Source organism: Achromobacter sp. B7 (assembly GCF_003600685.1).
Taxonomy (GTDB): domain Bacteria; phylum Pseudomonadota; class Gammaproteobacteria; order Burkholderiales; family Burkholderiaceae_B; genus Achromobacter; species Achromobacter spanius_B.
Genome location: NZ_CP032084.1, coordinates 268,451 through 292,206 on the forward strand (window position 1 = coordinate 268,451; position 23,756 = coordinate 292,206).

The 23,756-nt window shown below is 65.6% G+C and carries 21 protein-coding genes; 13 read left to right on the plus strand and 8 right to left on the minus strand.

Annotated features, from left to right (window positions below; all coding sequences use genetic code 11):
• The first annotated feature begins 33 nt into the window (after nucleotides 1-33).
• Entirely contained in the window at nucleotides 34-927 is an 894-nt protein-coding gene (locus DVB37_RS01265) for a DUF4261 domain-containing protein (RefSeq protein WP_120153503.1), read from the plus strand.
• Here the strand turns inward: DVB37_RS01265 and DVB37_RS01270 are convergent.
• Complete coding sequence (locus tag DVB37_RS01270) at nucleotides 911-2,131, minus strand: MFS transporter (RefSeq protein ID WP_120153505.1); 1,221 nt, start codon at nucleotides 2,129-2,131, stop codon at nucleotides 911-913. The genes DVB37_RS01265 and DVB37_RS01270 overlap by 17 nt on opposite strands.
• 98 nt (nucleotides 2,132-2,229) lie before the next feature.
• Between DVB37_RS01270 and DVB37_RS01275 the strand changes: the two genes are divergently transcribed.
• Complete coding sequence (locus tag DVB37_RS01275) at nucleotides 2,230-3,177, plus strand: LysR family transcriptional regulator (RefSeq protein WP_046805336.1); 948 nt, start codon at nucleotides 2,230-2,232, stop codon at nucleotides 3,175-3,177.
• On the opposite strand, the gene DVB37_RS01280 is transcribed toward DVB37_RS01275, so the two are convergent.
• Nucleotides 3,137-4,210: an EAL domain-containing protein gene (locus DVB37_RS01280; RefSeq protein ID WP_162941138.1), complete on the minus strand. Its 1,074-nt coding sequence runs from the start codon at nucleotides 4,208-4,210 to the stop codon at nucleotides 3,137-3,139. The two genes, DVB37_RS01275 and DVB37_RS01280, sit on opposite strands and share 41 nt — an antisense overlap.
• Before the next feature lie 143 nt (nucleotides 4,211-4,353).
• On the opposite strand from DVB37_RS01280, the gene DVB37_RS01285 reads away from it, so the two are divergent.
• Complete coding sequence (locus DVB37_RS01285; RefSeq protein WP_120153510.1) at nucleotides 4,354-5,289, plus strand: hypothetical protein; 936 nt, start codon at nucleotides 4,354-4,356, stop codon at nucleotides 5,287-5,289.
• A gap of 114 nt (nucleotides 5,290-5,403) precedes the next feature.
• Here DVB37_RS01285 and DVB37_RS01290 read toward each other — a convergent pair whose 3' ends face one another.
• Complete coding sequence (locus DVB37_RS01290; RefSeq protein ID WP_120153512.1) at nucleotides 5,404-5,829, minus strand: Lrp/AsnC family transcriptional regulator; 426 nt, start codon at nucleotides 5,827-5,829, stop codon at nucleotides 5,404-5,406.
• A 124-nt stretch (nucleotides 5,830-5,953) separates the two neighbouring features.
• Between DVB37_RS01290 and DVB37_RS01295 the strand changes: the two genes are divergently transcribed.
• The gene (locus tag DVB37_RS01295; RefSeq protein ID WP_120153514.1) at nucleotides 5,954-7,006 is read left to right on the plus strand and encodes an ornithine cyclodeaminase; all 1,053 of its coding nucleotides are present in this window, start codon (nucleotides 5,954-5,956) and stop codon (nucleotides 7,004-7,006) included.
• Between the two features lie 27 nt (nucleotides 7,007-7,033).
• On the opposite strand, the gene DVB37_RS01300 is transcribed toward DVB37_RS01295, so the two are convergent.
• The 3 genes from DVB37_RS01300 to DVB37_RS01310 all read right to left on the minus strand — a co-directional run bounded on the left by DVB37_RS01300 (nucleotide 7,034) and on the right by DVB37_RS01310 (nucleotide 10,766).
• Nucleotides 7,034-7,246 carry a DUF1059 domain-containing protein gene (locus tag DVB37_RS01300; RefSeq protein WP_046805564.1) on the minus strand — a complete coding sequence of 71 codons (213 nt, stop codon included), beginning with the start codon at nucleotides 7,244-7,246 and terminating at the stop codon, nucleotides 7,034-7,036.
• Between the two features lie 127 nt (nucleotides 7,247-7,373).
• Nucleotides 7,374-9,458, minus strand: coding sequence for a bifunctional diguanylate cyclase/phosphodiesterase (locus DVB37_RS01305; RefSeq protein ID WP_120153516.1), 2,085 nt, complete (start codon nucleotides 9,456-9,458; stop codon nucleotides 7,374-7,376).
• A 198-nt stretch (nucleotides 9,459-9,656) separates the two neighbouring features.
• A complete protein-coding gene (locus tag DVB37_RS01310) occupies nucleotides 9,657-10,766 on the minus strand; it encodes a YcjF family protein (protein ID WP_120153519.1) in 1,110 nt (369 codons plus the stop codon).
• A 181-nt stretch (nucleotides 10,767-10,947) separates the two neighbouring features.
• Between DVB37_RS01310 and DVB37_RS01315 the strand changes: the two genes are divergently transcribed.
• From DVB37_RS01315 to DVB37_RS01330, 4 genes are all read left to right on the plus strand, one after another.
• Nucleotides 10,948-12,351 (plus strand): sodium:solute symporter, encoded by a 1,404-nt coding sequence (locus DVB37_RS01315; RefSeq protein WP_120153521.1) that lies wholly within the window; start codon nucleotides 10,948-10,950, stop codon nucleotides 12,349-12,351.
• A gap of 23 nt (nucleotides 12,352-12,374) precedes the next feature.
• Entirely contained in the window at nucleotides 12,375-13,421 is a 1,047-nt protein-coding gene (gene speB / locus DVB37_RS01320) for an agmatinase (protein ID WP_371683098.1), read from the plus strand.
• Nucleotides 13,422-13,775: 354 nt separating this feature from the next.
• Nucleotides 13,776-14,795: a hypothetical protein gene (locus DVB37_RS01325; RefSeq protein ID WP_120153523.1), complete on the plus strand. Its 1,020-nt coding sequence runs from the start codon at nucleotides 13,776-13,778 to the stop codon at nucleotides 14,793-14,795.
• Nucleotides 14,792-15,934 carry a glycosyltransferase gene (locus DVB37_RS01330; protein ID WP_046805568.1) on the plus strand — a complete coding sequence of 381 codons (1,143 nt, stop codon included), beginning with the start codon at nucleotides 14,792-14,794 and terminating at the stop codon, nucleotides 15,932-15,934. The genes DVB37_RS01325 and DVB37_RS01330 overlap by 4 nt, the downstream gene beginning before the upstream one ends.
• 24 nt (nucleotides 15,935-15,958) lie before the next feature.
• Here the strand turns inward: DVB37_RS01330 and DVB37_RS01335 are convergent, their stop codons facing one another.
• On the minus strand, nucleotides 15,959-17,068 hold the full coding sequence (locus DVB37_RS01335) for an S-(hydroxymethyl)glutathione dehydrogenase/class III alcohol dehydrogenase (protein ID WP_104144862.1): 1,110 nt from the start codon (nucleotides 17,066-17,068) through the stop codon (nucleotides 15,959-15,961).
• A gap of 27 nt (nucleotides 17,069-17,095) precedes the next feature.
• Nucleotides 17,096-17,386 (minus strand): metal/formaldehyde-sensitive transcriptional repressor, encoded by a 291-nt coding sequence (locus tag DVB37_RS01340; protein WP_046805570.1) that lies wholly within the window; start codon nucleotides 17,384-17,386, stop codon nucleotides 17,096-17,098.
• A gap of 128 nt (nucleotides 17,387-17,514) precedes the next feature.
• On the opposite strand from DVB37_RS01340, the gene hutC reads away from it, so the two are divergent.
• The 5 genes from hutC (at nucleotide 17,515) to hutH (ending at nucleotide 23,742) form a co-directional block, all read left to right on the plus strand.
• A complete protein-coding gene (gene hutC / locus DVB37_RS01345) occupies nucleotides 17,515-18,258 on the plus strand; it encodes a histidine utilization repressor (protein WP_046805633.1) in 744 nt (247 codons plus the stop codon).
• A complete protein-coding gene (locus DVB37_RS01350) occupies nucleotides 18,255-18,863 on the plus strand; it encodes a HutD family protein (protein WP_120153525.1) in 609 nt (202 codons plus the stop codon). Before hutC ends, DVB37_RS01350 begins: the two co-directional genes overlap by 4 nt.
• Before the next feature lie 116 nt (nucleotides 18,864-18,979).
• On the plus strand, nucleotides 18,980-20,659 hold the full coding sequence (gene hutU / locus DVB37_RS01355; RefSeq protein WP_104144860.1) for a urocanate hydratase: 1,680 nt from the start codon (nucleotides 18,980-18,982) through the stop codon (nucleotides 20,657-20,659).
• A 96-nt stretch (nucleotides 20,660-20,755) separates the two neighbouring features.
• Nucleotides 20,756-22,168 carry a cytosine permease gene (locus tag DVB37_RS01360; protein ID WP_120153527.1) on the plus strand — a complete coding sequence of 471 codons (1,413 nt, stop codon included), beginning with the start codon at nucleotides 20,756-20,758 and terminating at the stop codon, nucleotides 22,166-22,168.
• A 44-nt stretch (nucleotides 22,169-22,212) separates the two neighbouring features.
• Nucleotides 22,213-23,742 (plus strand): histidine ammonia-lyase, encoded by a 1,530-nt coding sequence (gene hutH, locus DVB37_RS01365; protein ID WP_046805574.1) that lies wholly within the window; start codon nucleotides 22,213-22,215, stop codon nucleotides 23,740-23,742.
• The last annotated feature ends 14 nt before the right edge of the window (nucleotides 23,743-23,756 follow it).

Genomic DNA, 23,756 nt, shown 5'->3' on the forward strand with positions numbered 1-23,756 from the left:
GCCCCCGTTTTAATTCCGGATAGCCCCAACCCCATGAGCATCTTCTCCCGCTTCTTCGGCCGCAAGGAAGAATCCGCCGACGCCCGCGCGCTGGTCGCCAACCCCGCCATTGAAAACCCGCTGAGCTTGCAGGTGCTGTTCGCCGAGCCCCTGGCGCTGGACGAGGACGGCTTGCGGGCGGCGCTGTGCGCGTATCACCCGTCGATGAGCGATGCCCGCGTCGAGATCGCGCCCGACATGCCCGAAGTGCTGGGCCTGGCCGGCTGGGGCGATCACGTGGTGCGGCTGGTGGGCTTTGACGCGCCCTATCCCAAGGATGCGTTGGAAGCCTGCGTGGCGCCGGCGCATTATCCGGGCACGGTCAAGGACGAAGTGCGCGCGCACGCCAGCCACATCGTTCTGTACTACGGGGGGTTTTCGCAAGATCCGCTGGAGCAGTACGTGGCGCTGGCCGCCGTGGCCGGTGCGTTGACCGGCTTTGGCGCGGTGGCGGTGTTGAACGAACATGCGCACACCTCGTTGCCGGCCGGCGTATTCGATGCCGAGTCGCTGGGTGAAGAAAGCCTGGACCTGCTGCGCGCGCTGCCGCTTAACATGCTGTATTGCGGCTTTGTGAAGTATGAGGTGGATGGCGTGGCCGGCGTGTGGATGCGCACCTATGGCGCCGACCTGTTCAGCCTGCCCGACTTCGCGGCGCTGGCCCGTGGCCATGATGAAGGCGAGTACTACTCGAACATCTTCAACAACATCATGGGCTACATGCTGGAAAGCGGCGCGGAGCTGGCCGCCGGGCACACCATGCAGATCGGCGAGAACGCCTATATGAAACTGCGCGAGCCCACCCAGGAGGAATACTTCCTGGACGGGCCCGCGCAGGTACTCGTTGCCGAAATCATCACGGCGGACGAGATCAACGCGCCGCAATAATCGCGCGGTTCCCGGTGGCCGGCCACACGCGCAGGCCCAGCGCCAACGCTGCCGCGCCCGCCGCCACGACCGTCACGCCCGTCCAGCCCCAATGGGCCAGCGCCAGGCTGCCCAGCGCGCCACCGGCAGCCATGCCGATGAACACGCCCGTCATCAGGATGGCGTTCAGGCGGCTGCGGGCGGCCGGGTCGATGCCGTAGACGATGCTTTGATGCGCGATCAGCGAGGTCTGGATGCCCAGGTCAAAGCCGATGGCGGCACCCGCGATCAGCCACAGCGCGGCGTGCGGTGACAGGAACGGCAGAAAGATCATGGCGGCGAACGACACCATCGTCAGCCCGGCGCCCAGGCTGGCCACGGCGAGCGGACCACGGGTGTCGGCCACGCGGCCGGCCAGCGGCGCGGCCAACGCGCCGGCCGCGCCCGCCAGCCCGAAAGCGCCTGCCGCACCCGCGCCCAGGTGAAACGGCGCGCCATGCAGCATCACCGCCAAGGTCGACCAGAACGCACTGAAGCCCAGCGACAGCAAGCCCTGCGCGGTGGCGGCGCGGCGCAGGCCGGGGTGCTGGCGCCACAGCGTTGCCAGCGAGCCCAGCAGCGCGGCGTACGACAGCTGCGCGGTCGGCACGAAGCGCGGCAGGCCACGCCACAGCGCCGCGCCCAGCGCCACGATGGTGACCGCCGCCGCCACGAACATGGCGCGCCAGCCGAACTGCTCGGCAACGAATCCGCTGACTACGCGGGACAACAGGATGCCCAGCAACAGCCCCGTCATCACGGTGCCGACGATCTTGCCGCGTTGCTCGACCGGCGCCAGATGCGCGGCGGCCGGCACGATGTCCTGCGCCAGCGTGGCGGACAGGCCGACCACGAAGCTGGCGGCCAGCAACAGGCCGATGGAGGGCGCGACGGCGGCGGCCAGCAACGCCACGCTAAGCACGGCGGCCTTGATGAGGATGATGCGCTTTCTGTCGTGGCGGTCGCCCAGGGGCGCCAGCATCAGGATGCCGAACGCATAACCCAGCTGCGTCAGGGTGGGGATCCAACCCAGCGTCTCGGCGCTGGCGTGGATGTCCACGCCCAGTACGCCCAGCATCGGCTGGCTGTAATACAGGGACGCTACCGACAGACCGGCGCCGATCGCCAGAAGGAAAACAAGTCCGCGCGATAAGGCAGCGGTAGAGGTGGGGGTTTGGGATGACATGGTGAGGTGTCCGAAAGATCATGTACGGGGCAGATTCTGGGCGCGCGCGTCCCGTTTTGGTAGCCGACTTGCGGGTACATCGGTTATACGATTGGCGTATGACCACCTCTGCCCCGCCCTCCGCGGCCGCCACCGCCGCCGCCACCGACCGCCTGCTGCTGATCGAGACCTTTGTGCGCATCGTCGAGGCCGGCAGCCTGTCGGCCGCCGCTGCGCAGCTGGGCGGCACGCAGCCCACCGTCAGCCGCCGCCTGCAATTGCTTGAACGCACCATGGGGGTGCGCCTGCTGCAACGTTCCACCCACGCGATCCGGCTGACTGAAGACGGCCAGCGTTGCTATGAACGCGCCAAGGAATTGATCGCTACCTGGCAATCGTTTGAAAGCGAGGTGCGCGGCGCGGGCGACGAGCCCATCGGTACGCTGCGCGTGGTGGCGCCGCACGCGTTCGGCCAGGACCAGTTCGTCGATCCGCTGGCCAGCTATCTGCGGCAGTATCCGAACATGCGCGTGGAATGGCTGCTGCACGACCGCATGCCGGACCTGATCGCCGAGAACGTGGACTGTGCGATTCGCGTCGGCGCGGTGACCGATCCATCCGTGATCGCCATCAAGCTGGGTGAAGTGCCACGCATCGTCATCGCGTCGCCTGACCTGCTGCAAGGCGAGCCCATCCCGCAACATCCCGACGACCTGGCGCGCCTGCCCTGGCTGGCGCTGCGCACGTTCTATCGCACCGAGGTCAGCCTGACGCATTGCGCCACGGGGGCAACTGAACGCTTCGGCATCCAGCCGCGTCTGTCCACCGATGGCCTGTACGCGCTGCGCAAGTCCGCGCTGTTGGGCCTGGGGGTGGCGCTGGGCTCGGCCTGGGCAATGCAGGAAGACCTTGCCACCGGCAGGCTGGTGCATCTGGCGCCTGATTGGCGCGCCGATCCGCTGCCGGTATTCCTGGTGTACGCGCCGTCGCGCTTTCAGCCGGCGCGTTTGCGTCGGTTCATTGAAATCATGCGCGAACACCTGCCGGTGGAGCTGGGCGGCGGCTGATGGCGCGCGACGACTCGTCGGCCAGCGCCGCCGGGCAAAAGCCGGGCGTAACCGGTGCACTGGCCGACGCGGGCGGCGATGCCGGGCGCGAGACCAGCACGGGCAGCAGCTCGGCGCGGCACGGGCGGCCATACAGCCAGCCCTGTCCGGTTGCCGCCGGCGCGCGTGCCAGGACATAGCGAGCTTGCTCGGGACTTTCGATGCCTTCCACAATCACGTAGATGTTCATGCGGCGCGTCATCTCGAACACCGACTCCAGCACGGTCGCGGCCCAGTCGTTGGCGCTGACCCAACGGATCAGGGTGCGATCCAGCTTCAAACCGCTGACGCCCCACGTCAGCAGATTGCTCAGGTTGGCGTAGCCGGTGCCGAAGTCGTCAATGACCACACGAAACCCCGCTTGCAGATACTGCGCAATCAAGGTGCGCGGGTCGTCCACCACGAAGGCAAGCGACTCCGTGATCTCAAGCACGATGCGCTCGGGCGAGATACCGAATTCGCGTGTCGTTTCAAGCATGAACCGCGCAAACGAAATGTCTTCGATATCGCGCGGCGTCACGTTGATGCTGCAATAGAAATCACCTGGCTCGCGCAGCGCGATGCGCAGATCGGCCAACGTGGCGCGCACCACATACCGAGTCAGCTGGCGGCCCAGACCCGTCGCTTCCGCCCACGCAAAAAATGTCTCGGGTGCAATCGCGCCCAGCGTTTCATGGGGCCAACGCGCCAGCGCCTCGACCCCCACCGTGTGGCCCGACGACATGTTCGCCAGCGGTTGGTACACCATGTGGATATGGCCGCGTCGCATGGCGCGCTTAATGCGGTGGCGCACGCCCGGCGCGCCGCTGTACCAGCGATACAGCAGCAGGCTGAGCAATACGCCGCCGAAAGCGCCGGCCAGCGCGGGCACCAGCACGCCGCCTGCCGGTTGCGCCGTCGCGTCCAGATCGCGCGCATCTGCCGCGGTACTGAATGCGCCCACCGCCACGCCAAGCACAATCCCCGCCAGGATCAGCAGTAGAAAGTACGGCAAGCACGGCCGCATAAACCGATGAGAGATTGTCATGGGTGCGAAGAAAAAAAAGTAACGTCAATACGTAAAGAAAAAATCCGTGCATCCCGACACGCGAATAATCGCGTGGTGACCATCCGGACACGTCAGCAAGGCGGTGCTATGTGTTCACGCCGTCAAGCGGCTTTACGGGCGAACTGGTGGTGCGCTACCGCGTCAGCGACGGCAACGGCGGGTTCACGGAGTCGACGTTCACGCTGCGCAACTCGGCATCGTTGTTCACCGAGCAGGACGACTTGCGCTTCGTAGAGGGGGCGGGAGCAAGCGAGTCGGCCATCGGCGGCAATGGCGGCATGGTGGCCAGCGAGGTGAACTCGGTGTTGATCCGGGCGGTAAACGGGCTGGGCTCGCTGGACGGCACGCCGGACTTGCAGCAATCGGGTGGAGCAGTGCTGCTGGCCGTCAATGGCGTCAACAGCCTGGACCACCTGGGAAGCTTCACGGGGGTGGGGGCGGTGCTGCAAGCGGTCAACGATATCGACTCGCTGAATGGCATCGACGACATCGGCGCCCGGAGTGGCTTGCATCAGCTGCTGGGCTCCGGCCTGGGCGGCGGGCTGGGAGACGGGCAGGCGGTCTTGTCGACGCTGCCGCTGGGAGCAGGCTTGCAGCTGGACCTGGTGGGGCGTGGCGATCAGCTGCTCTTCATCGTCAACGGCGGCGACGGCAAGGCGGACATGCGCATCACGCTGGCCAACGGCGCGGCATTGCCGGGCTGGGTGCAAGCGGATGGACGTGGCCTCTTGCTGATCAACCGACCGGCCGGCATGGAAACGCTGAGCCTGCGCCTGACTCCCAGGTCTGGGCCCGGAGCCGGGGTGGGCCGTGTCATCACGCTGGATTTCCTGTCTGGCACGATGCGCGAACAGCGCGCGCCGGCCGATCCGGTGTTGCGTCCGCAGACGACGCCGGATGCCAAGCCGGGTGCGTCGCTGGCCGCGCCGGAACGCTTGGCGGGGGCACCGTTCTCGGTGCAACTGGCCCAGGCGGCGCGCCAGCATGACGTGGAGGACATCGCCTTGATGGATCTGCTGGACTGAGGCGCACGAAGTGCAGGATGCGCATGACGCGGATGACGTGGATCACGCGCATTGCGTGCAGGGGGCCGAGGCGGGCCGGGGCATTCGTCCCTGCGCGCCTCGGCCCCAGTCCGTTCAGATGGCTTTGAATGTCTTCAGGTGGATGCTGGTCTCGGTGGCCGAGATGCCCTTGAGGGTGCGCAGCCGGTCCAGCACTTCGGACAACTGATCGATGGTGGGAACCCGCAGTTCCGCCAGCAGGTCCCAGCGGCCGTTGGTGTCGTGCAGGCCCGCCACCGCGGGTTCGCCCATCAGCAGGTTCACGATCTTGCGGGTTTCGTGGCCTTCCACGGCGATGCTGATCCACGCCACGATGTCGTCCGTTTCTGACTCGGGGCGCAGGCGCACGGTATAACCGACGATGATGCCGCGCTCTTCAAGCTTGCGGATGCGGTTGTCGATGGTGCCGCGCGATACGTCCAGCTTCTTGGCCAGCGTGGCGATGGACAGGCGGGCGTTCGCGCGCAGCAGGCCCAGCAAGCGTTGGTCTAGCGTGTCCATTGTGCAAAGTGCTAATGTTGGCTGTCGAATTGCCAGAATCTTAGCGTTTCGTGTGGAAAGTTGTCACTATGAATTGATTTGGGCATCGGCCAGAATTTCCTTTCCATAACTTGGGGAGAAAAAAATGACGACATTGCTCACGACGTCGGACGTTGCCACCATCGTGGCCCGATACGGCCCGCGCAAGGTTTTCACCGATCTGCTGGACTATGTGCTGGCCGATTTTCTGCGATGGCAAGAATTCGACAAGTGCGCGCGTGTCGCCAGTCATTCCCCTGCCGGCGTCATCGAACTGATGCCCGCCGCCGACAGCGAGCTGTACAGCTTCAAGTTCGTGAACGGCCACCCCGACAACCCGCAAACCGGCCTGTCCACCGTGATGGCCTTTGGCGCCCTGGCGCAAGTCAGTACGGGCGAACCGCTGCTGATCAGCGAACTGACCCTGACCACCGCCCTGCGCACCGCCGTCACGTCGGCGCTGGCGGCACGCGCGTTGGCCCGGCCCGATTCGCGCTCGATGGCGTTGATTGGCAACGGGGCGCAGGCGGAATTCCAGGCCCTGGCATTTCACTATGTGCTGGGTATCGACGTGTTGCATGTGTACGACGTGGACGCCGACGCGACGCGCAAGCTGCAAGCCAACCTGGCCGCCGTCGCCCCGACGCTGCGCGTGGTCGCGTTTGACGGCACCGCGCAGGCGGTCAAGGGGGCGGACATCGTCACCACCGTCACCGCCGACAAGGCCTACGCCACCATTCTGACCGCCGACATGGTTGAACCCGGCATGCACATCAACGCCTTGGGCGGCGACTGCCCGGGCAAGACCGAACTGCATGCCGACGTGCTGCGCCGGGGCGCTGTCTTTGTCGAATACGAACCGCAGACGCGCATTGAAGGCGACCTGCAACAGATGCCCGCGGATTTTCCGGTGACGGAACTGTGGCGCGTGCTGACGGGGCAGGCGGCCGGCCGCCGCAGCGCTGAAGATGTGACCATCTTCGATTCGGTGGGTTTTGCGCTGGAAGACTTTTCGGCCTTGCGCTGGTTGCGCGACAGCGCCGTCCGATTTGGCATCGGCGCTCGCATTGAAGTGGCGCCGCGATTGCAGGATCCCAAGAATCTGTTCGATGTGGTGCGCGCGGCCACTGACGTGAAGGCCGCGCCGGGGCAGCCATAGCCCCGGCGATTCATCAGCAAAGCGCGATCAGGCGGCGCGCGGGGCGTCAGTGGGCGGCGTGCCGTCGTGGAACATCGTCTTGAGCTGCGAGCGCAGCTCTGGCGAGTCGGCGTGCTTGTGCACGGTGGTGGCATGCTGCACGGCGGCTTCCAGCAATTCGTCGTCGGAATCCGCGGCCAGGGCTACCGAGCAATTCATCTCGCTTGGAAACTCACGGCAGTCGATGTATTTGCGGGTCATGATTGTCTCCTTGCGCAGCGCCCAGGGGCGCTTGCGTAATGGCACATCCGACGCGCGGCATGCGGGGCATCGGGCAGTTGGCGCGTCGCAGCGCACCCGATGATTCCAAAAGTATAGACCCGGGCGCTTACGGCTTTTCTTCTGGCAGTGCGTCATGCGACACCGGGCGGCCCAAGAGGTAACCCTGGAAGTGCGAGCAGCCTTCCTGTGTCAGCCGGTCCAGCTGCGCGGCGGTTTCCACGCCTTCGGCAGTGGTCGGAATGTCCAGGCTGCGCCCGATGCCGTTGATGGCGCGGATGATGGCCAGTGCTTCTTTACTGGATTCGACGTCCTGGGTGAACGATTTGTCGATCTTGATCTTGTCGAAATCGAACGAACGCAGATAGCCCAGCGACGAATAACCCGTGCCAAAGTCGTCCAGCGCCACTTTCACGCCCAGCGCCTTCAAGCGCTTGAGCGTGTTCAGGTTGGAGGCCGAGTTGGCCAGCAGCACCGATTCGGTAATCTCCAGTTCCAGCCGCCGCGCCGGCAGGCCGGACTTGGTCAACGCCGATTCCACCAGCGACACCAGCGCGCTGTTGGTGAACTGGCTGGCAGACAGGTTTACGGCCACGGTTTCGTGGTCGTCCCAGCGCATGGCTTCGGCGCAGGCCTCGTGCAGGGTGAAGGCGCCCAGCTCGTGGATCAGGCCGGTTTCTTCGGCGATGGGAATGAAGTCGCCGGGCATGATCAGGCCCTTGACCGGATGCTGCCAGCGCATCAGCGCTTCGCGCCCGACGATGCGCACGTGGCTGACGTCCAGGATGGGCTGGTAATACAACTGCAATTGCTGACCCATGATGGCCTGGCGCAAGTCCATTTCCATTTCATGGCGCTTGAGCGCGGCGGCCTCCATCTCGGGCTGGAAGAACGCCATGCGGTTGCGGCCGTTGCGCTTGGCTTCGTACAGCGCCATGTCGGCGTAGCGCAGCAGGTGGTCGGCGGTGTATTCGGGCGTCTCGGCCAGCGCGATACCGATGCTGACGCTGATCGGCACCGTATGGCCGTCCACTTCAAAGGGCTGGCGCACCGCGTCGATCAGCCGTTCGGCCATCTTGCGCACGTCGTCCTGCTGGCCAATGTTGGGCAGCACCACCGCGAATTCGTCACCGCCCAGGCGGGCCAGCGTGTCCTGCTCGCGCAGCACCTTCGGCAGCCGCTTGGCCAAGAGGCGCAGCAGCTCGTCGCCGCAGGGATGGCCCAGCGTGTCGTTCACGCTTTTGAAATTGTCCAGGTCCAGGCACAGCACGGCGGTGCGGCGGTCGTCGGCACAGTGGTGCAGCGCCTTGAGAAGCTGCTCGCGGAACAGCCGGCGGTTGGGCATGCCGGTCAGGGTGTCGTGATGCGCCATGTAGCGCACCTGGGCATGCGCCGCGTTCTCGTCCGTGACGTCATCGGAGATCAGCAGCGCGTAACGCGAGCGCGGGTCGTTGCTGTGGAAAACCAGCGTGCGCGTGCGCAAGGTGCGCATGCCGCGCGCGGTGGTCAGCTCTTCTTCCGCTTCACGCAGGGCGCCGTCCGATCGCAAGGCGTCGTGCGTCAGCCGGTCCAGGAATTCGCACACGGGTTCAGGCAGGCACTGCTGCGCCGTCTTGCCCAGCATCTGGGCGCGCGTGACGCCGAACGTGGCTTCCGCCTGACGGTTGGCCAGCAGGATATTGCGCGACACGGCGTCCATCACCAGCACGCACGACGGGATGTGCGACACCACGGCATCCAGGAAGCTGGATAGCGACGTCAATTCCGAGTTGTAGTGTTCGGCCAGCTCTTTGGCCTTCACCAGCTGCTGTTCGCGTTCACGGCGTTCGGTGACGTCGCGCGTGACCTTGGCAAAGCCAATCAGCTCGCCCTGGTCGTCGCGGATGGCGTCGATCACCACATTGGCCCAGAACAGCGTGCCGTCGCGGCGCACGCGCCAGCCCTCGGCTTCGAAGCGGCCCTGTTCGCGCGCCGTGGCCAGGCCGCGTTGCGGCAAGCCGGCGGCCTGGTCGGCGGCCGTGTAGAAGCACGCAAAGTTCTTGCCGACGATCTCTTCTTGGGTGTAGCCCTTGGCGCGCTGCGCCCCGGCGTTCCAGTTGGCGACTGTGCCGTCCGGATGCAGCATGTAGATGGCGTAGTCGACGACACCCTGCACAAGGTGCCGGTACATGACGTCGGAATTGTCGATGATCATTGGATGAGGGGGCGGGGGGAAGCGCCCGCGTCTGGCGGGCCTGGCCGGCGTACGCGTGGGCTGTCCCGCGAATGGAATGAGGGATCTACGGCTTTACGTCGCCGTCTTGGCAATAGTTAAGGCGCGGGCCTGAAAAGGCGTGAATCTAACGAATGTTGTCGTAGAAACACGATTCATTGCATGGGGTGGCGCGGCAGGTCACAGCTTTACCCGCTGGCGCAGCGCCTGCGCGATCATCCCGATGTCGATGTCCTTGCCCGGGTTCTTCAAGCAGAAGTCGTACAGCACGGCCACGTACGCATTGCCCAGCAGCTTGGTGATGGCGCCCGCGGTGGTGGCGGCGATGGTGCCGCCCACGGCGCTGCCCGCGCCCGGAATGAATTTCAGCATGCCCGATACCACCGACCGCCCGATCAGCGTGGCCGCCGACGCACCCAGCGTGGAGGTGACCAGCGTGGTGATGGCGGTGGTGTCCAGCTCCATGCCGAAGGTGATGCCGATCTTGGCGATCATGCCGACCTGGATCGGCACCAGCGCAAACGCGTCCGAAAACGGAATGGGCGCGGCGGCGGCGGACGCGGCCAGGCCGGCCGCCACGTTCACTTCTATCTCAGCCCGCTTTTTTTTTACTTCCAGGGCCTTCTTGTTGCGGGTGGACAGGGCATTGGCGTAGGCGCGCTGCTGCCCCTCGGGAATGTGTTCGGCCGTGACTTCAATCAGCTTGTCCAGGCCCATCGGCGGCAGTTCCGCGTCCAGTTCTTCGATCCATTCCGGCAGCGCGCGCACGGCCACTACCTGCTTGGCGCTCGGCAGCAGCTTGTGCGCCTCGGCAACGAAGGGGCTGTTCTTGCGCGCCTTGGTCAGCACCACCACCACCGGGATGCCGGCGGTGGCCAGCATGTCGGCCAGTTCGATCTCGGCGTCTTCCACGCGGTGGCTGCTGTCCTGGATGCACAGCCAGGCCACATGCACGTGCTTGTCCTGATCGTCGGACGCCGAGCGTTCCTGGATCAAGTCCGTCAGCGCCTGGCGCGAGCGCGCGTAGTCGCCCACTTCCAGGCCGCGCGTGTCGATGATGGTCAGCGGATGGCCGGGCTTGGTGTATTCCTGGGTGGTCTGCGTGACGGGCTTGCCCGCGCCCGTCTTGGCCAGATCGCCGCGAAACACGGCGTTGATCAGCGTGCTCTTGCCCACGCCGGTCTTGCCCGCGATCAGGATGTTGACGCGACCCGCGCCGCGCGTGGCCGTGCTGATGGCGTCGGCGATGGCGTCCTGCAAGGCGGGCGAATCGGGGCGTAGGGGCGGCATGAGCGGTAATAACTGGAAAGGGATTGAGCAACGATATCAGATGAGTCCGACATTCGCGGCAACCGCGATATTTTTCTTGCCACTTCACCGAAGATCCGGGTTGCTTGATGAATCCGGTGCGTGGGCAGGCGCAACGGATCCCATAACCATATGGCTGCCCTGCGGTAAGGAGACCTTGAAAATGGCGTTGGACATAGGAGTCGTCATGCTCTACCTGGGCGGCATGCTGCTGCTGGGCTGGTACGGCATGCGGCGGGCAAAAACCCAGGAAGACTATCTGGTGGCGGGCCGCAACCTGGGGCCCGGTTTGTACATGGGCACCATGGCGGCAACGGTGCTGGGCGGGGCCAGCACGGTGGGTACGGTGCGGCTGGGATATCAATACGGTATTTCGGGGTTCTGGCTATGCGGGGCGCTGGGGCTGGGCATCATCGTGCTGAACCGGGTGCTGGCCAAACCCCTGCTGAAGCTGCGCATCTTCACGGTGACGCAGATTCTTGAACGGCGCTTCACGGCGGGCGCCAAGCATGTCAGCGCGTTGGTCATGATGGCGTATGCGCTGATGTTGGCAGCCACGTCCGTCATCGCCATGGGCACGGTGATGCAGGTGCTGTTCGACCTGCCGTTCTGGGTGTCGGTCGTGGTCGGCGGCGGCGTGGTCGCGGTGTATTCCACGCTAGGCGGAATGTGGTCATTGACCTTGACCGACATCGTGCAATTCATCATCAAGACGGTGGGCCTGATGTTCGTGCTGCTGCCCATCTGCCTGATACGGGTGGGCGGCTGGGACCAGCTGGTGGCGCAGCTGCCCGCCGCCAGTTTCAGCCTGACGAACATCGGCTGGGGCACGATCATCACCTACTTCGTCATCTACTTCCTGGGCATCCTGATCGGCCAGGAAATCTGGCAGCGCGTCTTCACTGCCCGTGACGAACGCGTGGCGCGCGTGGCGGGCACCGCCGCCGGGTTGTACTGCATCGTGTACGGCCTGGTGGGCGCGGTGATCGGCATGACCGCGAAGGTGCTGCTGCCCGATCTGCCCGACGTCAACCACGCGTTCGCCGCCATCGTGCAGGCGGGCCTGCCGGACGGCATACGCGGCCTGGTCATCGCCGCGGCGCTGGCGGCCATGATGTCCACGGCCAGCGCCGCCATGCTGGCCACGTCCACCGTGCTGGCCGAAGACCTGTTGCCGGCGCTGCGGGGCGGGCGCTCGTTCACCGACGTGCGCGTGCACCGGCTGATCACGCTGCTGGCCGCGCTGTCGGCGCTGGGCGTGGCGTTGGTGGTCGATGACGTCATGAGCGCCCTGACCTGCGCGTACAACCTGCTGGTGGGCGGCATGCTGGTGCCGTTGCTGGGTGCCATCTACTGGCGCCGCGCCACCACCGCCGGCGCAATGGCGGGGATGCTGCTGGGTTGCGCGGCGGCCATTGCGTTCATGGTCAAGGACGGCCTGGCGGCCAACACACCGGTCTACGCGGCGCTTGCGGCCAGCGCCGCCGGCTTTGTGCTGATCAGCCTGCTGGGGCGGGCGGGCGCGCCTTGGGGCGATACACCCGTGCCGCGAGCCGACGCCAAATGAACCTTTTATTTCAGGAGCACATCATGCGCTTTACCCCGGAGCGCCTTGCGGCGCTGCGCGCCCGCTTTGGCGGCGCCAACGAAGCCACCATCCACGACCCGCATTTTCGCGAAGTGGCCGTCAACATCATCGACGGCAGCGGCACGCGCAGCGCGCCCTATGCGGGCATGCCTACCTTGCTGGACGCCCCGGCACGCCCCATCGACTGGCAAGCGCCCGACTTCGGCGACCTGCAAGTGGCGCTGACCGGCGTGCCGATGGACCTGGGCGCCAGCAACCGCAGCGGTTGCCGTTTTGGGCCGCGCGCGCTGCGCGCCATCGAACGCGTCGGCCCCTACCACCACGTCTTGCGCTGCACGCCCACGCACGACCTGCGCGTGGCCGATATCGGCGATGTGCCGATGCGCAGCCGCTTCAACCTGGAGCAATCACATGAAGATATCGAAACCGCGTACGCCCAGATCCATGCGGCGGGGGTCATTCCGGTTTCGGTGGGGGGCGACCATTCCATTACCCTGCCGATCCTGCGTGCGCTGGGCCGACGCGCGCCGGTCTCGCTGATCCACTTCGATGCGCATTGCGATACGGGCGGCCCGTTCGACGGCAGCCGCTTTCACCACGGTGGCCCGTTCCGCCAAGCCGTGCTGGACGGCGTGCTGGACCCCACGCGCACCATCCAGATCGGCATCCGTGGCGCGGCGGAATACCTCTGGGAATTCTCGTACGAGTCCGGCATGACGGTCATTCACGCGGAAGACATTGCCCGCCTGGGCGTGGATGCCGTGGTCGCGCAGGCGCGCAAGGTCGTGGGCGACACGCCGGTGTATGTCTCGTTCGACATCGATTGCCTGGACCCGGCGTTTGCGCCGGGCACGGGCACGCCCGAGGTGGGCGGCGTGACCGTGCGCGAAGCGCAGGCCATCCTGCGGGCGCTGGCGGGTATCGACATCATCGGGGGCGACGTGGTCGAAGTGGCGCCCGCCTATGACGCCACGGCCAACACCGCGCACGCGGGCGCGCAGATGCTGTTCGAGATCCTGAGCCTGGTCGGCGTGCGCCACGCGGGCTGACGACGCGCGCGCACTTTCTTGCATTCCCCTTTCGCTTTGGCGCAAAAGGTAATGGAAGGTACGAACGCACACTCGGCGGCGTGGTGCCGCCGATAGTGCGTTCGTCACGGTAAGCATGCACGCTAATGGTGCGCAGGGGCTACGCGCGCGCGCGATGCCCTGGGAGGCTGCACTGGCGCGGGTTTCGCGATATGGGACGGCGGCGACGACGGGGCGTGCGCGCAAAAAAAAGGGCGCGATCGAATGCCCTGCCATGCTGTTACATCACAAATGTTTCGGACGCGTTGGCGGGCATGGCGCCCTCGTAGAATCAGCGCCTCGTAAGGTTTCGCCGCGCTGTCAGCGGCACCGTTCATGACCCGATTTGCCCTCGTCCCCCGTTTGCTCCGGTCGCGCCCGCTGACCAAGGGCTTTCGCTATCTTTACCGCTATACGCGAGCCGGCGCCTATCGGCATAACGAAACCTTGTGGCCGCTGGTGAAAGTACGCCGCGATGCCCGCGACCACGACCGCTTGCTGTCCTGCAACGTGCTCGGCGTGCAAGGCCCGGCTACCTTGCCCCTGGCCGACGTGCCGCGAGACATCACCGGCGACGCCCACCTGATCCTTAGCGGCCCTTCCATTGCTGACATCGACTATGCGCGTTGCCGACTGGGCAACGTGATGGGCGTGAACGGGTCGATTGCGCTGCGGCGCGCGCATCCCTCGTTGCGCTTCGATTACTACGCGATGCTGGACGCGGGCTTTGTGAAGCGCCGGCGCGACCTGGTTGCCGAGGTCTTGTCGCAGGACCTGCTGCTGTTTGTCACGCCCGAGGTGTACCGGTGGATTTCGTACTTGTTCGACGCCAAGGCGGTTCGGTGCCGCATTGCGTTGTTCGAGGAAGTGCACCAGCGTGCGCTGCAACCGCGCGCGCAACCCGATGCCCTTGCCGCGCGGTTGGCGCGCGACCCCGAGCTGGTGTTGTTCGACGCGCATCACCCGCAGCACGCGCACGGCTTCAGCCTGAACCCGTCGCGCGGCCTGTTCGGCGGCGGCACGGTGGCCTACACGGCCTTGCAACTGCTGGCCTGGATGGGCGCGCGCACGCTGTACCTGCACGGCCTGGACCTGAGCGCCACGGCCGGCCCGCGCTTTTACGAAAGCCCGGGCGCGCAGTTGGCCACCGCGCTGGACCGGCAGTTTGCCGGACATATCGAACCGGCGTTCCGCCAGGCCAGCCGCCTGCTGCGCGCGCACGGCGTTCAGGTCTACAACCTGTCCTTGAACAGCCGCCTGGGCGAGGACATATTTGAAAAGCGCCACTGGAGCTGTTTGCTCAAACAAGGGGAATCCCCGCCTTCCCCGCAACGGTTCTCGGGCCTATCACGATGAAGATTCTGTACACCAACTTTCACCAGGGCGATGGCGGCGGGCACACCACCTACGTCATGTCCCTGGCACGCATGCTGCGCCAACGCGCCCAGATTACCGTGGCCGCGCCGCTTGGCAGCCGCCTGCTGGCCGAGGCCCACGCCTTGCCCGGCGTGCACTCCGTTGACCTGGAATTCAAGGGCCGCCCGTTTCAGCAGTTAAGCGCGTTGCGGCGGCTGCGCGCGCTGCTGCGCCGCGAACAGTTCGACGTGATCCACGTGAACGGCTCGGCCGACCATCGCCTGTGCATGCTGGCCACGGTGGGCATGGGCGCCAAGCGCCCGTTCATTGTCTACACGCAGCATACCGATCGCAGCGCCAACAGCCTGGGTGTGCGCATGCGCGCCAAGTGGGGCACCAACCGCGTCATCTGCGTGTGCGGCCACACCTTCCGCCGGATGAAAGATTCGGTGTTTCGCGATGAAGACCTGCGCGTGGTGCACAACGGCGTGGATACGCTTCAGTATCGACCGGCCACCCCTGACGAAGTCGCCCAAGCGCGCGCCGCGCTGTTGCCCAAGGCCATGCAGCGCCGGCTGGTGATTGGCAGCAACGCCGGCACCGCCGTGTACAAGAACTGGCTGGACATGGTGACCGCCGTGTCGCTGCTGCCCGAGCACCAGCGCGATCAGGTCGTGATCCTGATTGCCGGCAAGGAACCCGACGACGAACAGCGCCAGCGCGTGGCCGACCTGGCCATGACGCATCAAGTGGTGTTCACGGGCTTGCTTGACGACGTGCGGCCTTTCCTGGCGGCACTGGATGTGGGGTTTGTGTTGTCGTCCCGTCTGGAGACGATCTCGTTCGCGTGCCGCGAAATGATGGCGGCGGGCAAGCCGGTCATCGTCAGCAAGGTGGGCGGCCTGACCGAGAACGTGACCGACGGGCGCAACGGCTGGGTGGTGCCGCCCGGTTCCGTCAGCAGCGTGCTGGCCACCGTGTCCACCCTCTTGAACGATCGCGCCATCGCCGCGAAGATGGGCGAAGAAGCGCGCAACACCGCGTTGCGCGAGTTTTCTCTGGCGCATTTCGTGGGGCAGACCGAGCAGGTGTACCAAGAACGCGGGGCGTCCGACCGCCAGTTTGAACTGACGTCCTGACGCCCCGGCGTTGCCGCGTGATCCTTAGAAGTGGATCACGGTGCGGATCGACTTGCCTTCATGCATCAGGTCGAAGGCTTCGTTGATGCGATCCAGCGGCAGCGTGTGCGTGACGAACGGGTCCAGGTCGATCTTGCCGCTCATCGCGTCTTCGACCATGCCCGGCAGTTGCGTGCGGCCCTTCACGCCGCCGAAGGCCGATCCGCGCCACACGCGGCCCGTGACCAGCTGGAACGGGCGCGTGCTGATTTCCTGGCCGGCGCCGGCCACGCCGATGATGATGCTTTCGCCCCAGCCCTTGTGGCAGCATTCCAGCGCGGCGCGCATCACGTGCACATTGCCGATACATTCAAACGAGAAGTCCACGCCGCCGTCGGTGAGTTCGACGATGACGTCCTGGATGGGCTTGTCGTAGTCCTTCGGGTTGATGCAGTCGGTGGCGCCCATGGCGCTGGCCAGCACGAACTTGTTCGGGTTGGTGTCCACGGCGATGATGCGGCCGGCCTTGGCCTGCACCGCGCCCTGGATCACGGCCAGGCCGATGCCGCCCAGACCGAACACGGCGACGGTGTCGCCTTCCTTGACCTTCGCGGTGTTGTGCACGGCGCCCAGCCCGGTGGTCACGCCGCAGCCCAACAGGCAAACCTTTTCATGCGGGGCGGCCGGGTTGATCTTGGCCAGCGAGATCTCGTTGACGACCGTGTATTCGCTGAAGGTCGAGCAGCCCATGTAGTGGTACAGCGGCTTGCCTTCGTAGCTGAAGCGCGAGGTGCCGTCGGGCATGACGCCCTTGCCCTGGGTGGCGCGCACCTTCTGGCACAGGTTGGTCTTGCCGGACAGGCAGAACTTGCATTCGCGGCATTCGGCCGTGTAGAGCGGAATGACGTGGTCGCCGGGCTTCAGCGACGTCACGCCTTCGCCCACTTCCACGACCACGCCCGCGCCTTCGTGGCCCAGCACGGCGGGGAACAGGCCTTCGGGGTCGTCGCCGCTGAGCGTGAACGCGTCGGTGTGGCAGACGCCGGTGTGCGTGATCTGCACCAGCACTTCGCCGCGCTGCGGGGGCGCGACGTCGATTTCAACGATTTCCAGCGGCTTGCCGGGTCCGAATGCGACTGCTGCGCGTGATTTCATAATTTTGCTCCACGAATGTCGGGGGGATTACTTCAAATAGGAACGGACGATGCGCATCAGCTGGTCGACCTCGGCCTCGGCGTCGATCCCGGCGTGTTGCGGCCCGCCCTGGGCGGATTGCAGGAAGGTTTCCCGGAGATGGCTTTCCAGCACCTCGGCCATCAGGCCGGTGGCTGCACCGCGCAAGGCGGCCAGCTGTTGCAGCAGCGCGCCGCATTCCGTGCCTTCGTTGACCGCGCGTTCCAATGCTAACGCCTGCCCCTGGATACGGCGCAAGCGGGTAACGACACGTTTTTTTTCTTCCGGCGAATGCGGCACGGCAGGCTCCGAAAACGATACAGGGGGGGAGTATACGAAAAGCGCGGGGTCATTCGCAAGACATGTGTACCTGTCTATACTACAAGCCGTTTTTCACCGCCGTGTGGCGCCCACTCCAGGATCATTCCGTGGCTTCTTCTCCCCCCCGACTACCCGTCCAGGCCAATGCCCTGCCCGCCCCGCTGTATGCGCAGGTCAAGCAGATGATTGCGCAGCAGATCCGCACGGGCGCGTGGCCCGCGCACTACCGGGTGCCCTCGGAAAGCGAACTGGTCGACGAGCTGGGATTCAGCCGCATGACGATCAACCGCGCGCTGCGCGAGCTGACGGCCGAGGGCTTGCTGGTGCGCATGCAGGGGGTGGGCACGTTCGTGGCGCAGCCCAAGGCGCGCTCGGCATTGTTTGCCGTGAACAACATCGCGGACGAGATTGCCGCGCGCAACCATCGGCACCACAGCCGCGTGGTGCGCCTGGCCGAGGAGCCGGCCGGGTCCGAGCAGGCGCTGGCGCTGGACCTGCGCGTGGGCCAACCCGTATTCCATTCCGTCATCGTGCATTTCGAGGACGACGTGCCGATTCAGCTGGAAGACCGCTACGTCAATGTGCGGTTGGCGCCGGACTACCTGAAACAGGACTTCACGCAGCACACCCCGTACGAATACCTGACGCGCGTGGCACCGCTTAGCGAAGGCGAACACGTCGTAGAGGCCATCCTGGCCAAGCCGCGCGAATGCCAGCTGTTGCAGATCGAACGCAGCGAGCCGTGCCTGTTGATCCGTCGCCGCACGTGGTCCGGCGACCGCGCGGTGACGCTGGCGCGGCTGATCCACCCCGGCTCGCGCCACCGTCTGGAAGGCAAGTTCACGACATGAATCCGCCCAACGTTCGCCTGTATCGCGCTGCCGACTACCCGCGCATGCCGTGGAAAAACGGCGGCGGCACCACGCAGGAAGTCGCCTGCAACCCTGGCGGCAGCACCGCCGCGTTCGACTGGCGCCTGTCGATTGCCGACGTCGCGCAAGACGGCGGTTTTTCGGCGTTCGCGGGCTATCAGCGCATCATCACCGTGCTGGAAGGCAGCGGCATCGAACTGACCGTTGACGGCCAGGCACAGGCGCCGCTGATGCCGTATCAGCCTTACGCGTTCCTGGGGGACGCGCAGGTCCAGTGTCGTTTGCTGGAAGGGCCGATCCGCGACTTCAATCTGATCTACAAGCCGCAGCGTTATCACGCTCGGCTGCAATGGGCGTCCGGCGCCGGGCCATGGGTATTTCATAGCGATGCGCACAGCCTGCTGGTGCTGAACGCGGGCGACGCCCTGACGTTGAACGTGGACGGGGTCGACCATGCGCTGCCTGCGCGCTACGACTGCCTGCATGTGGACGGGCGGCAAGCCCTGGCGTCGTATCGCCTTGCCGGCAACGGCGCTGTGAACGCTTGCGTGATCGAGCTGCATCCCTTAGTTCATTGGGGGTAAACCCCTACCAAAATTCGTCTCGTCCTATCTTGTATATACAAGCATAGGCATCCTATGATGCGGGCAATCGCCGCGCTGCGGGTACGCGCGCGGCAGAACCGATCAAGGAGACTGTCTTGGACCAATCGAATCGATATCGCGATGTCGTCATCCGCGCGCCGCGTGGCAACCAGCTGACCGCCAAAAGCTGGTTGACCGAAGCGCCGCTGCGCATGTTGATGAACAACCTGGACCCGGACGTCGCTGAAAATCCAAAAGAACTGGTGGTGTACGGCGGCATTGGCCGCGCCGCCCGCAACTGGGACTGCTACGACAAGATCGTCGAATCGCTGACTCAGCTGAACGACGATGAAACGTTGCTGGTGCAGTCGGGCAAGCCGGTCGGCGTCTTCAAGACCCACGCCAACGCGCCGCGCGTGCTGATCGCCAACTCCAACCTGGTGCCACATTGGGCCACGTGGGAACACTTCAACGAACTGGACGCCAAGGGCCTGGCCATGTACGGCCAGATGACGGCGGGCAGCTGGATCTACATCGGCAGCCAGGGCATCGTGCAGGGCACGTACGAAACCTTCGTCGAGGCGGGCCGCCAGCACTACGGCGGCAATCTTGCCGGACGCTGGGTGCTGACCGCCGGGCTGGGCGGCATGGGCGGCGCGCAGCCGCTGGCGGCCACGCTGGCGGGCGCATGTTCGCTCAACATCGAATGCCAGCAGGCCAGTATCGATTTCCGTCTGCGTACCCGCTACGTGGACGAGCAGGCCACCGATCTGGATGACGCGCTGGCGCGTATCAAGACGTACACCGAGCAAGGCCGCGCCGTGTCCATCGCGCTGTGCGGCAACGCCGCCGACGTGCTGCCCGAGCTGGTGCGCCGCGGCGTCAAGCCCGACATGGTCACCGATCAGACCAGTGCGCACGATCCGCTGAACGGCTATCTGCCGGCCGGCTGGACGTGGCCCGAATATCGCGAACGCGCCAAGCGCGAACCGGCCGTCGTCATCAAGGCCGCCAAGCAATCAATGGCCGTGCACGTGCAGGCGATGCTGGCGTTCAAGCGCCAGGGCATACCCACCTTCGACTACGGCAACAACATCCGCCAGATGGCACAGGAAGAAGGCGTGGCAGACGCGTTTGACTTCCCCGGTTTCGTGCCCGCGTATATCCGCCCGCTGTTCTGCCGTGGCGTGGGCCCCTTCCGGTGGGCCGCGCTGTCGGGCGACCCGCAAGACATCTACAAGACGGACGCCAAGGTCAAGGAACTGATACCCGATGACGCGCATCTGCACCGCTGGCTGGAGATGGCGCGCGAACGCATCAGCTTCCAGGGCTTGCCGGCGCGTATCTGCTGGGTGGGCTTGGGCCAGCGCGCCAAGCTGGGTCTGGCATTCAATGAAATGGTGCGTTCGGGCGAGCTGTCGGCGCCCGTCGTCATCGGCCGCGACCACCTGGATTCCGGGTCCGTCGCCAGCCCCAACCGCGAAACCGAATCCATGCGCGACGGCTCGGACGCCGTGTCCGACTGGCCGCTGCTGAACGCCTTGCTCAACACCGCCAGCGGCGCCACCTGGGTGTCGCTGCATCACGGCGGCGGCGTGGGCATGGGGTTCTCGCAGCATTCGGGCATGGTCGTCGTGTGCGACGGCACGGATGAGGCCGCCGAACGCATTGCGCGCGTGCTGACCAACGACCCGGCCACGGGCGTGATGCGCCATGCCGACGCCGGCTACGACATCGCCATCGACTGCGCGAAAGAGCAGGGTTTGAACCTGCCCATGGTCAACGCCCAGCGCTAAGCGCGGCACAACCCTTCCGCACACCCCCCGATCCCGCCAACCCGCGTGGGGCCATGACCGCATCGGTCCGCCCCACGTCACTCACGAGGCAATGCGATGGCGCAAGACAGCGAGGCCGGTTCCGCGCCGCTCATCGAGCGGCGTTCGATTGACTACATTCCGCCGTCCGAACGGCACGGCAAGCTCTACAGCCAGTTCACGCTGTGGATGGGCGCCAACCTTCAGATCACCGCGATCGTCACCGGCGCGTTGGCGGTGGTGTTGGGCGGCGACGTGTTCTGGTCCTTGATCGGGCTGTTTATCGGGCAGGTGCTGGGCGGTGTCGTGATGGCGCTGCACGCGGCGCAAGGGCCCAAGCTGGGCTTGCCGCAGATGATCTCCAGCCGCGTGCAGTTCGGCGTCTACGGCGCCGCGATTCCGATTGTGCTGGTGTGCTTGATGTACCTGGGTTTCACGGCCACGGGCACGGTGCTGTCCGGCCAGGCGCTGGGGCAGTTGTTCGGCGTCAGCGATACCGTGGGCATCCTGATCTTTGCGTCGGTCATCGTGGTGGCCACGCTGTTCGGCTACCGCGTCATTCACCTTATCGGTCGCGTTGCCACCGTGTTCGGGCTGATCGCGTTCGTGTACCTGTTCAGCCGCGTGGTCGCCGTGGGCGACGTGGGGCAGCTGCTGCAAATCCGGCATTTCGCCTGGGGGCCGTTCCTGTTGGCGGTGTCGCTGGCGGCGTCCTGGCAGATCGCCTATGGCCCCTACGTGGCCGACTATTCGCGTTATCTGCCGGCTTCGACCTCGTCGGTAAAGACGTTCCTGGCGGTGGGCCTGGGGTCGGTGTTGGGCGCGCAGATCGCCATGGTGCTGGGCGTGTTGGCCGCTGCGATGTCCGCCGGCCAATTCGCGGGGCGCGAAGTCGCGTACATCGTGGGGCTGGGCGGCACGGGCACGATGGCGGCGCTGCTGTACTTCAGCATCGCCTTCGGCAAGGTCACGATTTCGACGCTGAATTCCTACGGCAGCTTCATGTGCATGGCGACCATCGTCAGCGGCTTTCGCGGGCATGTGCAGATATCGCGGCGCCAGCGCGCGGTGGCGGTGGTGCTGATCGTGGGCGCGGCCACGGCGGTGGCGCTGGTGGGCCAGCATTCTTTCCTGAACGCGTTCAAGTCCTTCATCCTGTTCCTGCTGGCCTTCTTCGTGCCCTGGAGCGCGGTGAACCTGGTGGACTACTACTTCATCAACCGTGGCCGCTACGACGTGGCCGCGTTGTCCGACCCGAACGGGCGCTACGGGCGTTGGAACCTGCCCGGCATCCTGGTGTACGCGTTTGGCGTGCTGGTGCAGATGCCGTTCATCTCGACCAAGCTATATACCGGCCCCATGGTCGAACGGCTGGGCGGCGTGGATGTGTCGTGGATCATCGGCCTGATCGTACCCAGCATTCTCTATTACCTATTCGCCCGCCGCGATTCGCGGCTTGCGGCGCACGAGCCGGCACAACGTCCGGTCTGACAACAACATTGCATCAAGCCGGGCAACCGGCGTAGGAGACCCCCATGGATTTGCACTTGAAGCCCGGTCATCTGACTTTGTCCGACTTGCGGCGCGTGTACCACGAACCCGTACGGCTGACGCTGGATGCCGGCGCGGCCGACGCCATCGACGCCAGCGTGGCCACCGTTGAACGCCTGATTGCGGAAGGCCGCACGGTGTACGGCATCAACACGGGCTTTGGCCTGCTGGCCTCCACCAAGATCGCGCGCGAAGACTTGCAGGCGCTGCAAAGTTCGCTGGTGCGTTCGCACGCGGCGGGCGTGGGCGAACCCCTGGATGACGCCATGGTGCGCCTCATCATGGTGCTGAAGATCAACAGCCTGGCGCGTGGCTATTCCGGCATCCGCCGCCACGTTATCGACAGCCTGATCGCCATGGTCAACGCGGGCGTCTATCCGCACATCCCGCTGAAGGGCTCGGTGGGCGCCTCGGGCGACCTGGCGCCGCTGGCGCATATGTCCATCGTGCTGCTCGGCGAAAGCCGCGCGCGCTATCAAGGCGAATGGTTGCCCGCGCAAGAAGCGCTGGCGCGCGCCGGGTTGGTGCCGCTGACGCTGGCGGCCAAGGAAGGGCTGGCGCTGTTGAACGGCACGCAGGTGTCCACCGCCTATGCGCTGCGCGGCCTGTTCGAAGCCGAAGACATGATGGCGGCCGGGTTGGTGTGCGGCAGCCTTAGCGTGGAAGCCATGCTCGGCTCGCGCGTGCCGTTCGACGCCCGCATCCACGCCGCGCGCGGCCAGCCGGGCCAGATTGCGGTGGCCGCCGTGTATCGCGACCTGCTGGGCCAGGACAGCGAGGTCGGCCATTCGCACGCCGATTGCGAAAAGGTGCAGGACCCCTACTCGTTGCGCTGCCAGCCGCAGGTAATGGGCGCGTGCCTGACGCAGATCCGCCACGCCGCGCACGTGCTGCAAATTGAATCGAACGCCGTGTCGGACAACCCGCTGGTGTTCGTGGCGCAGGGTGACGTGATTTCCGGGGGCAACTTCCATGCCGAACCCGTGGCGATGGTGGCCGACAACCTGGCGCTGGCGCTGGCGGAAATCGGCGCACTGTCCGAACGGCGCATTGCGCTGATGATGGACAAGCACATGTCGCAATTACCGCCGTTCCTGGTGGCCAAGGGCGGGGTCAACTCGGGTTTCATGATTGCGCAGGTGACGGCTGCCGCGCTGGCCAGCGACAACAAGGCGCTGGCGCATCCGGCCAGCGTGGACAGCATGCCCACGTCGGCCAACCAGGAAGACCACGTGTCGATGGCGCCCAATGCCGGCAAGCGTTTGTGGGCAATGGCGGAAAACGTGCGCGACATCCTGGCCATTGAATGGCTGGGCGCATGCCAGGGCCTGGACTTCCGTGTAGGGCTCAAGACCTCGCCGCAACTGGAGCAGGCGCGCCGGGTGCTGCGCGAGCAAGTGCCGCACTACGAAGAAGACCGCTTCTTCGCGCCCGATATCGCCGCCGCCAGCGGCTTGATCTCGGCGCAGGTGCTGAACGGGCTGATGCCGGCGGGGCTGCTGCCCAGCCTTTGATTTTTTCAACCGTT